The organism is Rhizobium sp. K33 (assembly GCF_056501445.1).
Window position 1 is genome coordinate 133,057 of the sequence record NZ_CP096479.1, and the last position, 12,738, is coordinate 145,794.

The window sequence follows — 12,738 nt, forward strand, 5'->3', positions numbered from 1 at the left end:
TCACCCTGATTTTACCGTATTTAACCAAGCTGAAACCCGAAAGTAAGCGCGCCGTGGCACTTGGGTAGTTCTTGAGTGAACAGGTGACACGATGCTTCATCAACTACAGCACGATGGCCAAACGGCACTGTACCCGACCAAGGCAGACGAGGCAGACCGCCTGACAGCACTGCAAACACTCGGACTCCTTGATAGCCCGCCAGACGTCAATTTCGAGATTATAGTCAAGCTGACCGGCATACTGTTTGACGTGCCCATCGCCTTCGTTGCAATGGTCGACGAACATCGCGAATGGTTCAAGGCCATTACCGGATGGCAGATGACCGAGGCGCCTCGGGAAGTCGCCTTCTGCAACTACACAATCTTGCAGGATGATGTGCTGGTCGTTGAAGACGCGACGCTCGACACCCGCTTTGCCCAAAATCCGCTCGTAACAGGAGCACCTTACACCAGATTCTATGCCGGCGTTCCTGTTGGACTTGACGATCAGCGACACCTCGGAACGCTGTGCATCGTCGACACCAAACCACGCGCACTCAGCAATAAAGACGCTGAACTTCTCAAAGAAATGGGCAAGGTGGTCTCAAACCTTCTAAGCCAATTTCATCAAACAAAAGAGCAAGTTAAACTCAGTGAAGAACTCGCAAGGGAGCGCTCTGCTGGTGAAACACGGGAGCAGCAGCTCAAGCGCAAGCAGGACCTTTTGGGCTACGCCTCCGAAATTGCCGCCATCGGGTCTTGGGAGTACGACCCGGTCAGGGATAACATCGTCTGGGGATCCGAGACTTATCAGATCTTCGGCATCGATCCGCACTCGGACGTGGACGTCGACACCATGGCCGACTTGCTCACAGACGACGGATGGGAAAGTTGGAAACAGGCCCTTAGTCACTTCTTAATCTCTGGTTCCTCGTTCCATTTTGAAGGCAAGATCTGCACGCCCAACGGGGAGAAGTGGATCCGCGTGTTGGGCAAGACCGAGATCAGCGCCGGCCTCCCGTATCGCTCAGGACTGGTGCAGGACATCACCCAAGAGCGTCGTTCACAGGAGCGCCTGAATGACCTCGCGACGCTTGACGGGCTAACCGGTCTGGCTAATCGCCGCAGTCTGATCCAGGAACTGCAAAGATTGCAGGCGAGCGAGGCGGCTTTCGCCTTCGTCCTTCTGGATCTAGACAGCTTCAAGACCATCAACGATACATTTGGTCACGCAGCTGGCGATGCGTGCCTCAAGCAGGTCGCCAACGGTTTATGCTCGCTCCCTCCGGACTGGAGGATCTATGCTTCGCGCGTGGCCGGCGATGAATTCGCGATCATTCTGCCGACGGAACTGGACAGTCCGCAGCTTGATCGCTGTCTGGACTATATTTGCACAATGCTGACATTTCCCGTGACCATCCGTGAGCAAAGCATCCAGGTGACGGTTTCTGCGGGCGTTACGATACACAAGCCGGACACTGACACCAGCCCAGAAGAACTGATGGCCCAGGCAGATCTGGCCCTGTATCAGGCAAAGAGTGGAGGGAGAAACCGGTACCAGCACTTCGAGGCCCGCATGAAGGAGGAGGCCGACCGGAGTTGCCGCATCCTCGGCGAGGTACGGCATGCGCTGCGAAACCACGAGATGCGTCTCTTTTATCAGGAGAAACTTCTTTTGGCCGACGGCAGCCATGCCGGTTACGAAGCGCTGCTGCGCTGGTGTCCTCCGGACGGCAGGGTCATAACACCAGAAGCTTTTCGGCCTGCCTTGGACGATCCGCTCCTCTCCGCGGAAATCGCAACTTTCGTCATGAACGAAGCGCTTACGCAGGCAGTCACTTGGATGAGAGAGGGAGGCTGCTGCTCGCCCATCTCAATCAATGTGGGCCATCACCAGTTCCGCGACCAGAAGTTTGCTTCCACTCTGATCGAAGAACTGGAGCGACGCGGGCTGCCTGCGTCCGCAATAGAGATAGAGGTGACGGAGGATGTATTCCTCGGGCGTGACGTGGAGGCGGTGTTAGAAACCTGCAAGAACTTCACACAACATGGCGTTCGGCTTTCGTTCGACGACTTCGGGACCGGGTTCGCGTCGTTGACCCATCTGCTGGATTTCCCCGTTCAGGCGATCAAGCTGGACCGGTCCTTCGTTAGTCGGCTTCTGATAGAGCATAGAGCGGCCGGCTTTATCAAGTCCGTCTGCGACCTGGCCCATTCCCTGTCAATCGAAGTCGTAGCAGAGGGCATCGAAACCGAAGAACAGTACACGATGCTCAAGGCACTTGGCTGTGACTACGGCCAAGGCTACCTCTTTCACCGCCCGAGCCCGCCAGAAACTATTGGTGAGTACGTTCGGGAAAACAGATCTCTTGCTTCATTGGGGAGAGGCGCCGCCTTCAGCTTGGACATGGCCTCTTAAAAAATCACTTGCCATACATTCGAATCTAAGCTCCTTGGAACTTGATCTGACAAAAGTCAAACTGACCTCAGGGGAACTTTACGATGAAAATACTTATCGTTGAGGACGAGGTCCTGGTTTCTAGGGCAATTGTCCGTGATTGGCCTGTAGCGTCGGACGAATTTGACATCGTTGCAACCTACTCTAGATGTTCTAGGATTCTCGCGAGCTCACGTATTTACGAATACGACGCTGTTATTCTTGACATGAACCTGCCGGACGGAAACGCCATTCAGCTGATCAGTGAGCTGCGATCTCGATCAGACATGCCAGCTGTGGTGATTTCCGGAGCTGGAAGTCCAGAGACACGTGCGAGCACGATTGACATTGGAGCAGACGACTACCTCATGAAGCCGTTCTCGATCCGAGAGCTTCAGGCCCGAGTTGCGCGAGCAGTCAACCGGCTCCACGGGCAGTTGAAGCCATCTGAAGTTATCGATTTCGGCAATTTCCAATTCGACTTGACATCCAAGTCCTTGAGAACGGCGCAGGGGCGATGGCGCTTGACGGATCTCGAGTTCCGACTTCTGTTTCAGCTTACCAGCCACGTTGGCAGGGCCTTCAGCAGGCAACACCTGTGTGAAACAGCATGTCTTCGAACCTACCGCCCGAATGACAAGACGGTCGACATTTACATCGCAAGGCTGCGCAACATATTTAGCCAGTTTGTCGAGGAAGAAGTGATCGAGACAGTTCGCGGTTTGGGTTACCGTTTTGTCCTGCGACCGTCAGCGTGAAAGGACCGGAAAGGTGGCAACCTTCAAGCCACTAATTCATATTCAACACTTTCCGCATCGTTCGGATGAAATTCTTACGAGTGAATGGTTTCGCCAGGAAATGCGTGGCAACAGCCCTGTCGCTCTCCCGAAGATGATTATCGGTATAACCGCTTATCAGAATAGCAGGAATTGGGGGCTCGCATTGGCTCGCAGCTTTAATCACATCTATTCCAGATCTAGTGCCTGGCATAACCAGGTCTGTAATCACGAGCCGAGGGCGCGCTGCTAGCATTTCGATCGCCGTCTCAGCCGAGTCTGCCTCGACAACCTGCGAGTCAAGCGAATTCAAGATACGTCCGATCTGGCGTCGCACGTCAGGATCGTCGTCGACGACGAGAACGGGGCCACCGGTCCCCAAGAAAGTTTCATTCGGGTTGTGCGCGTCAATTTCCTTCCTTCGCAGATCGGAGGCAGCCCGCGGTAGAATGAGAGTTAGAGTTGTACCATTAGGTTCGGCCCGGGATAATTTAACGTCGCCACCAGACTGTCGCGCGAAGCCCTGGACCATCGACAGGCCCAGCCCGGAACCGCCACGGTTTTGCTTTGTGGTAAAGTATGGCTCGAACACCCTCTCCACAATTTCAGCAGCAACTCCAATACCGTTATCGGTGACAGAAACTCCGACGTATTCTCCCGCAGGCAGCCAAGCACTTTCAGGCTCCAGGACCTTGAGAGGACGAATCTTGATATCGATACGCCCTCTTCCCTGCATGGCGTCGCTGGCATTTCTGACGAGGTTCGCCAAAGCTGACGTCAAGCCGGGTACATCCACATCGCAAAACTGCTTTTTGGGGCAAAAGGAGTAGTGCAAACGGATACCCTCCGGCACACTACCCGCCAATAGCCTCTTGATCTCGCGGATTGCTGCGTTCATGTCGATTCGGGACGGGTTCAGGTTCTGCCGCCGCGCATATGCCACAAGTTGCGAGGTTAGGCTGGCCGCTCGGCTAGAAGCAGTGATAATGTCGTCGACGACCTCTTTGTCTGCCGGATTGGTGAGCGTGGCATCCAAATGCTCGGCAGCGCTGAGGATTACCATCAGGAGATTGTTGAAATCATGGGAGACCCCGCCAGTCATCCGGGCAATAGTCTCAAGCCGAGTACGTTCAGCCATATCACGTTCTACACGTAGTTTTTCAGATATGTTACGTAAAACAGATATCGATCGGCGTTCACCGGAATTCAAACTAAACAAAATAGACGTCACTTCAATCTCGACAGGTCGTCCACACTTGTCTTTGAAGGTCAACTCTCCTTTGAAGGTACTTTCTCTAGCTCGCTGCGCTATTGCATATTCCAACGTTTCGTCTCTGGCAAAGAACAATGCCTCGCGACTCATTCCTACCATCTCCTGCTGAGAATATCCCAGCAGATCGCAGGCCGGCTTGTTGGCTGCGATGATAGTCTCGAGATCCAGGCCATCGTTGCTGGTCGCCGTGTAAACAACGCCGTCGACGCTATTCTCAAAAAGGAAACGGTAGAAAAAGTCTTTCTCCCCCAGCTCCTCTTTGAGCAAGCTCATCGTTGCGAGTTGTGTCGAGAGTGATCGCAGCCGCGGTTCCAAACGAAGAACCAAATCCAACGAGCTCTCTTCGGTAACAAGTTCAGAGGGCCACAGGACGAGTGTCTTTGTTTCCCTGCCACCAACAGAAACGAACTTCACAAATGCCACGTGTTCTGCATGGCCATCTCGACTGAAATAACCATCCAGTTGTATGACGCCGCAACTTTTGCCTTCGCGATGCCTGACGACAAAATCGAGCAAACTGGATGCATCTGTCGGCTCCAGCGCCTTCCTCCACTCCAGCTGCCCAGTGTGGCCACGGTTGTTCGAAATAAACGCCGCCTTAGCGTCAAGCTCATTTTGAGCTAGTAGCTCCTGTAGCTTCGCGCTGATAGGCGAAGGTCCTTCCTGCCCTCCTTCCACCGTCATGTTAAGCAAGGCGTTTCGTCTTTCGGCAATGGCGTGCAGCGTCGTTTCGGTTGCGATCGAAAGGATGCCCAGCACGGAGCCATCAGCTGACACGACGGGGCTGTAGCAGAAGTCGAAATAGCACTCTTGGAGCTCACCCTTGAATCGCCGTAGCGGCAGCAGGTAATTGGTGAACTCTTGCGGCTCGTGCGTTGTAGTAACGTGCACAAGTGCCGGCTCGAGGAATGGCCAGATTTCTGGCCAGCTTTCGACTGCCGGCGCACCAAAGGAAGCAGGATGCTTGTCCCCGTATATGAGGTTATAGCCATCATTGTAAACTTGAGTGTAGTTTGGCCCCAAGGCCAGACACATCGGAAACGTGGAGCGCATAATTGTCTCCACCAGGACGCGCACCTCTGTCGGCCAACTGGAAAATTCCCCAAGGGGGGTTGCCGTCCATTCCGTCCCGCGTAACAATTCTAAGTTATGCATTTTTTACCTCCACACGAAGCCACTCATGTACGGTACTGAATTCCTGTGACCATTGCCTATAGGCAACTCGTTTCTCTTTTTTGCCAAATCGAAGAATGAGATAAATCGACTAAAATCACATTATACTAATTTATACATGCTGCTAACCTCTCATTGCGTAAAATGCGGCACCCTCATCCGACACATGCTGAGGATGCCGAAGGGATGAACAAAAACTATCTATGGAAGGCCGTGTCTGGAGCAGAACGCCGATCATACGAAAGGTTTAAGTGCAACGCAGTTGTCCACCTCGTTTATCGCCGCGTAAGCCAAAAGATGAGCCAGTCCAGTCGTGCGGTCTTGATCGACATTTCCCAAGGCGGCTGTCGCATGAGGGTGACGATCCCCGAGCTCCCCGATTATTTTTACATCGTGATCGGCAAGTTCGACTACGCCATCGGATGCGTTACAATACGTCGTGAAGGCCAAGAATATGCGGTGGAATTTATAAAAGAGCAGCCACTGCGCCTGGTTGAAGCTTTTGCACTGCTATCCCTTCCAATGGCGCCGCTGTTCAGCCTGAAAGGTTTACTGAAAAACGAGATCGATATCACGCCAGTCGGCACGGCAATAGCTGCGGAATAAATTCATGACACACATCCTCTTAGTAGAGGACGAAAGTCTTCTAGCAATATTGACATGCATATCGCTCGAAGATTCTGGCTTTGAAGTCACTGTGGCTCGCGATGGACAAGAAGGATTCGATATTGCAACGAAAACCGCACCGGATATCGTCATAACTGACGTCCAGATGCCGATAATGACAGGCCTGGAGTTGATAACTCAGTTGCGGGCAGGGGGTTTTTCGGCGCCAATTATAATAGCAACTGCAATACAGCAAGAAATGCTGCCAGCTCGGGGAGGATATAACGCGTATATCGCCAAGCCTTATTCGCAGGAGCATCTGATCGACACCATATCTCGGTTGTTTCAGCCCATTGGGTACGCCGAGCCTGTGCGAGACGGCAGTTGAGCCGGACAACGCCGTTGAGATGGGCGAAGTGATTGAATAAGTGCGGCTCACCTCGAGTTTTGATTTTGGCCAGTCAAGCCATAATGAGTTGGCGGAACCGGCGAGATAGTATCTGCATGCATGGCAGGAAGGCGTACAACGCTGATGCGATCCACTGCGACCTGTCCAGCGAAAGACCTCTACCGGGTAAGACGCAGGGCAGATGGGATGATGGGTTAGCGCCGGGCTGAACTGTGTTCCATTCGTCGGTAAAGCCTATCTCGATGCCGCACCATTTCGGGCTGGCAGCTACGGTATCTCAGCCGCCTCAGTGAGGTATGCGCGGCAGCCTTGTTCTGCAATGCACACTGGGTGCTCGGTGGCGATAGGAGATGACACGGAAGATGGAGATAGCAAAGCTCGGCTTGACGTGCAGCTAGCTCCAGGCATTTCATGCTGTCACCGACAATCAGGAGCGAATCATTGTCGAAATTTTACTGGGAAATGGCGTGTTCCGCGAAAGAGAGACTGCCCTCAGAACATAGAATCCGGCAGATCTAATTTTCGGGTAACACTATTAGTGTACGATATGACTGACCTGCAAGGTCTCAGGCGCGAAACCTGTATTTTGTCTCAACTTTAGCAACAATTGTGGTAAATGTCAGACCTGAAGAAACAATCCGGCTATCCGTCAGTCTTGGTGCTTGATGATCAGAATGATGTGGCGGCGACGATAGCAAATCTTGTCGGATCACTCGGAGGAATAGCGCGAACATCGGACAGTGCAGAAAGCTTTTTCCGTCAGTGGGAGAAAGATCCGCCTGACGTTTCGATCATCGATCTTAAAATGCCGCAAAGAGACGGGCTGGACGTCCTGCACGAACTGGGATCCAGATCGAATGCTCAGGTGATATTGGTGAGCGGCTTCGACCTGAGCGTATTGGGGGCGGCACGCCAAGCGGCGCAAGCAAACGGCCTCCACGTCATAGGTGTACTAACCAAGCCGGTGCGGCGATCCGAGCTGGCAAAGCTCTTGTCGGAAGCTCAGTCTGGCCTGAAAACCGGACTCACGACCAAAAGTAACGTTGCTCCGCATGATATCAGCATTGAGGCGTTGACGGACGCGTTGAGACATGGACGAATAGTACCATACTTTCAACCTAAGATACGGTTACGCGATCGAACCATTACTGGCTTCGAGGCTCTTGCTCGGTGGCAGCAGCCTGATGGTAGCATCATTCCGCCCACAAGCTTCATTCCACTCCTTACCACGGCAGGGCTAGATCTAGAATTTATTGAAGAAATTTTACAGAAGTCGCTTGTGTTCCTGAGCTCGATTGGTAAACCCCATCTAACGATGGCGATAAATGTGCCCATGCATGTTTGCTCTGACGCGAATTTCGCCCGGACACTGCAGGATGTGCTGTCTGAACATCACGTAGAAAATGACAGAATAACAATTGAACTGACAGAGGCTGGCCCGTCTGAAATCTTGCAGCCCCAGATTGATATGCTGACGCGCTTAAGAATGGACGGGTTTAGATTGTCCATTGACGATTTCGGCACTGGAGTGTCCTCGCTGGAGCGGCTTGTTCGCATTCCTTTCAATGAACTCAAAATCGACAGACAGTTTGCGCGAGACATTTGCCAAGCGCCTCGCGCCCAACAACTTGTGCGTCATTTGGTGGGAATCGCGAGATCCATGGAGATGTCTACCACAATCGAAGGCGTAGAGAACTCATCGACCCTGGAACTGGCAGCGCTGCTTGGCTGCGAATATGCGCAAGGATATCATATCGGCAAGCCTATGCCGGATTCAGATGCGCGAGAGTGGTCTCTCAAGCGGCTAAACGGAGCATAGACCTTGTAGCGCAGCGGCTCATCGCAACCAGGCAATTTTCAGGTCAACTTTCGGCAACCGTATCGTCCAGTGCTTCGCGAATTTTCGCGGCAAGTTGGTCGCGTCGATACGGCTTGCTAAGCAGCTTCACGCCTTGATCCAGTCTTCCGTGATGGACAATGGAGTTTTCTGTATAACCAGATGTGAATAGCACCCTCAAACTCGGCCGTAGTTCTCGCGCGGCGTTCGCTAGCTCCCGCCCGCCCACACCGCCGGGCATCACCACATCGGTGAATAGCAGATCGATATTTTCTGAAGTTCGCGCCAAAATTTGCATGGCGACGGCTCCCGTTGACGCCGAGAGGGTCTTGTATCCCAATCTCTGAAGCTGAGCGATCACATACCCACGTACAGCATGATCGTCTTCAACAACCAGAATTGTTTCACCGCCTCCATCTATCTTGCGCTCCGCCCTATTTGTCACACCAATCCCCTGATTTGCCACACAGCGCGGAAAGTACATCTTGACCGCGGTTCCCTCACCAAGCTCCGAATAGATCCGAATATGCCCACCGGATTGTTTGACAAACCCGAACACCATACTCAGGCCCAATCCCGAGCCTTTCCCCACCTCCTTGGTTGTGAAGAATGGTTCAAACACCCGTTCGAGTGTCTCTGGCGCCATTCCGATGCCCGTATCGGTCACGACGATCACAACATACTGTCCGGGCCTGATATCGGGTTCCATGGCAGTGTAATCAGCATCGAGCATCGCATTGGCCATCTCGATGGTCAGACTACCTCCTTCAGGCATCGCATCGCGGGCATTGAACGCCAAGTTTAGAAGGGCGGACTCGAGTTGCGGCGCGTCCGCCTCGATTTTCCAGAGACCACCCGATCTAATAATCTCGATATCAACGTTCTCGGGAAGTGTACGACGTAGAAGGTCTTCGAGCCCCTGTACAAGTTGCGCGACATCTAGGACCTTGGGTTCCAACGCCTGCTTGCGAGAAAACGCCAACAGGCGACGGGTAAGTTCTGCCCCACGCTCGGCGGCATCAAGGGACATCTTGGCCAGCCTCTGCAATTCAGGCATCTCATTGAGTTCACTCTCCAGAATCTCAGAATTACCAAGAATGACGGTCAGCAGGTTGTTGAAATCATGGGCGACTCCCCCGGTCATCTGGCCGACCGCTTCCATTTTTTGCGCCTGGCGCAGCCTGTCTTCGAGCAATTTGTGCTCCGAAATATCGGTCAAGGATCCAAGGACACGGATTACGCCACCTTCGTCATTCTGCATCGCGAACGCGTTATCTTCCACGAACGCCCAGGTACCGTCAGCGCGCTGAAAGCGATACTGCAATCTTAGACGGGTATCCATGCCGGAAACCAGCCGCTCGGTAGCTATATCAACACCTGCCAGATCCTCAGGGTGAACATGCCATCGCCACGCTGTTTGCATTGTTCCATATGGACCTACCGGGTGTCCAAAGATGTCTTCCAACCCTTCACTCCACCAGTGCGTATCGCTTTCAACATCCCAGTCCCAGATCGCACTCCCCACTGCTTTGCTCACCAAACGAAAGCGTTCTTCATTGATTCGCAGAGAGAGTTCTGTCTGTTTGCGCTCCGTGATGTCCCGCTCCACGGCGATCCAATGAGTAAACCACCCCACCTCATTGGCGAGCGGCACAATGTCCAGCTCCAGCCAAAATTCCTTGCCAGACTTCGTGTAATTGATGAGCTCAGCACGTACCGGCTGCCAAGTCTCCAATGCTTGCCTGATACGGTCGAGTTCCTTCCGCTGGGTTTTGGGACCCTGTAGCATTCGAGGCGTCTGGCCTAGGACCTCTTCGCGTGAAAAACCGGTACGCCTCTCGAAGGCGTCGTTCACGTAGACGATCTTTGGTCCTCCGCCCTGAGCGTCAATTGGTTCTGCCTCAGTGATCAACAGGATGTCGTTCTGGCGCGAAACAGCTGCTTCAAGTAGGCGTAGCTGTGCGCCTTGTGCACGTTGCTGTGTGATATCCCGGAAATAGACTGCAAGCCCCCCAGGCGTCGGGTCCGCTGTTACCTCAAACCAACTTGTTAATGGCGCGAAGTACTCTTCGAACCTAACGGTAACCTTGTCGACAACCGCGCGCTTGTAATTCGTGTCGAATGCACTTCCGACAGCCTCTGGAAACTCATCCCAAACCGATTTGCCGATGAGCTCGTTCCGCGTCCTTTGCAGTAAGGATTCGGCGGTCGAATTGATAAAGGCGAAATGCCATGCATCATCGAGAAGGAAAAAGGCATCATTCATGCCTTCAAATGTTCGACGCAGGCGCTCCGACAAATTGCTTGCCTCGTCCTGAACTGCAATCAGGTCGGTGATATCTTGAAACGCACCCTCAATTGCAATGACCTTGCCTGTGTCGTCGTGAATCGGTTCGCCGAGGGCGCGAACCCAAACCCGCCGCCCTTTGGCGGTTTCGATTTGCATCGTCTCATTGAAGGGCCGGCCTTCATTGGCGCATGCCTCAACACAAAGTCGAATACGCTCCCGGTATTCGGGTAGGTAGTAGGAAATCCCCTGCTCTACAGTTGGAGAGAAGCCCTCTGGCTCGTCATGGATCAGGGCGGTCTCCTCACACCAGGTGACATGCGTTCCATTCAAGTCGAGGCTCCAGCTCCCGAGGCGTGCCAGACGGCCAGCCCGTCGACGGCGACGGGCCTGGCGCTGCAGTTCTGCTTCCGTCAATTTGATCGCACTGATGTCCTGGACGAAGCCAACAACAATTTCCCGACCGTCGACATGATGTCGTGCCCCGACACCGCGCACATATGTAATTCCCCCGTCAGCACGAACTATTCGATGCTGAAATTCGATTTCAGGTGTGCCGCTCTCAAAGAAATCCGTGTAGGTTGCGACCATTGCGCTCCGGTCATCGGGATGAACGAGGGCCACGTAATCATCAAAATCTGGCGCCCCCCGATCGCGAGGAGCGCCGTAGATGTCGAACACCCTATCCGACCAGTTTAATGCACCGCGTTCGAAGTCGTACTCCCAGGCCCCTAAATCCAAAAGCTTCTCTGCGGTCTTGAGGCGGACTTCGCGCTCCCGTAATGTGATGATCGTCGCGTGAGCCTCTGATACCCCCGAAGGTTCACGTCCGTTTGCGTCCTCCCTGTCTTCAAGCTGCGGGTTCGACGCTGCAAAGATATCCGTGACATCCTCTACGCGATGGACAATGTAGATCAGGTCGCCATCTGCGTTCAAAATTGGCTTGTTGCGAGGAAGCCAGAAGCGCACCTGGAATCTACCATCAGGCTGGCGCACGGGATAGCGTTGTACGTTCATCACATCCGTGACGCGTAACGCCTCAACACGTCGCAAGGACGCACGAAGGTTCCTAGTTCCGTCAGCGTCGGCTTCAGTCGGATCATCAGGAAATAGCTCAAAAAGGTGCCCGCCGAGCAATATGTCGCGGTCCACCATAACGGACTGAGCGTATTCATCAGTTGCTGCGACTATGCAGTATTCGCGAGGCGTAAGTACAAGCAGCTTACCTGGAAGACTGTCAAACAGCAAAGAAAGCTGGGTCGCAGACAAGTTAGCCCGCAGGCGCAGCGTCTCGTTCTCCTCGCTCAATGTAGCAGCAATCGCTTCAGCCCTAGCAATTTGCGTAACATCACGAATGCTCGCGACGATGGCCTCAACACCTTCGAAGGTGACTCGGCTCCAGGTAAACGAGGCACTGTATGTGTCGCCTGATTTCGAAACGATGGTCCAGGTTCCCGCTTCTGAGCTCGGTCCTCTAAACTGCCGAACCCGATAAACTATCCTGTCCCGTTCTCCTTCAGGGCGCAGATCGGCGATGGTCATGGCCTGAAGGGTCTTCTCGTCATATCCTGTCCAATCGCAGGCTGCCGCGTTAGCGCTCAGGATACGAAGAGTATCCACCGAGAACACCCACACAGGAACCGAGAGAACGTTGTAGGCGTCCAAGGATGCGCGAGAAATGAGAGGCAATTTCAACTTAGGATCCCCAAAGAGCTGATCAGGCAGTAAAGCGATTTCTTGTGTCTTCTCGAATAGGTACGTGTCAATGTCGAGCGAACTTTCCCAAGAAATGCTGAAGAAAAATTCCCCATTATGCCGACGCGGACGCCAGTGATTCTTCGACGCCACCCTTACGGCCAGCCAGATAATTTCGACCAACGGCACGACGAAATTATTGAATCAGAAAAAAACGACGGTAGGCCTCACTCCTTCGGCACAGATTAACATGGAAACAAATCTTC

7 protein-coding genes are annotated in these 12,738 nt (G+C 53.4%); 5 read left to right on the plus strand and 2 right to left on the minus strand.

Annotation, left to right across the window (positions count from 1 at the left end):
• Positions 1-91: 91 nt before the first annotated feature.
• On the plus strand, positions 92-2,398 hold the full coding sequence (locus M1E12_RS22665) for a sensor domain-containing phosphodiesterase (protein WP_479564976.1): 2,307 nt from the start codon (positions 92-94) through the stop codon (positions 2,396-2,398).
• Between the two features lie 83 nt (positions 2,399-2,481).
• Entirely contained in the window at positions 2,482-3,174 is a 693-nt protein-coding gene (locus M1E12_RS22670) for a response regulator transcription factor (RefSeq protein ID WP_479564977.1), read from the plus strand.
• 31 nt (positions 3,175-3,205) lie between these two features.
• Here the strand turns inward: M1E12_RS22670 and M1E12_RS22675 are convergent, their stop codons facing one another.
• Positions 3,206-5,620: a hybrid sensor histidine kinase/response regulator gene (locus M1E12_RS22675; protein ID WP_479564978.1), complete on the minus strand. Its 2,415-nt coding sequence runs from the start codon at positions 5,618-5,620 to the stop codon at positions 3,206-3,208.
• A 204-nt stretch (positions 5,621-5,824) separates the two neighbouring features.
• Between M1E12_RS22675 and M1E12_RS22680 the strand changes: the two genes are divergently transcribed.
• The 3 genes from M1E12_RS22680 to M1E12_RS22690 all read left to right on the plus strand — a co-directional run bounded on the left by M1E12_RS22680 (position 5,825) and on the right by M1E12_RS22690 (position 8,472).
• On the plus strand, positions 5,825-6,244 hold the full coding sequence (locus tag M1E12_RS22680; protein ID WP_113378906.1) for a PilZ domain-containing protein: 420 nt from the start codon (positions 5,825-5,827) through the stop codon (positions 6,242-6,244).
• 4 nt (positions 6,245-6,248) lie between these two features.
• Positions 6,249-6,632 carry a response regulator gene (locus tag M1E12_RS22685; RefSeq protein ID WP_113378907.1) on the plus strand — a complete coding sequence of 128 codons (384 nt, stop codon included), beginning with the start codon at positions 6,249-6,251 and terminating at the stop codon, positions 6,630-6,632.
• A 637-nt stretch (positions 6,633-7,269) separates the two neighbouring features.
• Positions 7,270-8,472, plus strand: coding sequence for an EAL domain-containing response regulator (locus tag M1E12_RS22690; protein WP_479564979.1), 1,203 nt, complete (start codon positions 7,270-7,272; stop codon positions 8,470-8,472).
• 43 nt (positions 8,473-8,515) lie between these two features.
• Here M1E12_RS22690 and M1E12_RS22695 read toward each other — a convergent pair whose 3' ends face one another.
• Entirely contained in the window at positions 8,516-12,661 is a 4,146-nt protein-coding gene (locus tag M1E12_RS22695; protein ID WP_479564980.1) for a hybrid sensor histidine kinase/response regulator, read from the minus strand.
• Between the last annotated feature and the right edge of the window lie 77 nt (positions 12,662-12,738).

What these genes read in the sequence shown, in the direction of transcription:
- M1E12_RS22685 (WP_113378907.1), top strand. Translation starts at nt 6,249, where the DNA reads ATGACACACATCCTCTTAGTAGAGGACGAAAGTCTTCTAGCAATATTG.
- M1E12_RS22665 (WP_479564976.1), top strand. Translation starts at nt 92, where the DNA reads ATGCTTCATCAACTACAGCACGATGGCCAAACGGCACTGTACCCGACC.
- M1E12_RS22675 (WP_479564978.1), bottom strand. Translation starts at nt 5,620, where the DNA reads ATGCATAACTTAGAATTGTTACGCGGGACGGAATGGACGGCAACCCCC.
- M1E12_RS22670 (WP_479564977.1), top strand. Translation starts at nt 2,482, where the DNA reads ATGAAAATACTTATCGTTGAGGACGAGGTCCTGGTTTCTAGGGCAATT.
- M1E12_RS22690 (WP_479564979.1), top strand. Translation starts at nt 7,270, where the DNA reads ATGTCAGACCTGAAGAAACAATCCGGCTATCCGTCAGTCTTGGTGCTT.
- M1E12_RS22680 (WP_113378906.1), top strand. Translation starts at nt 5,825, where the DNA reads ATGAACAAAAACTATCTATGGAAGGCCGTGTCTGGAGCAGAACGCCGA.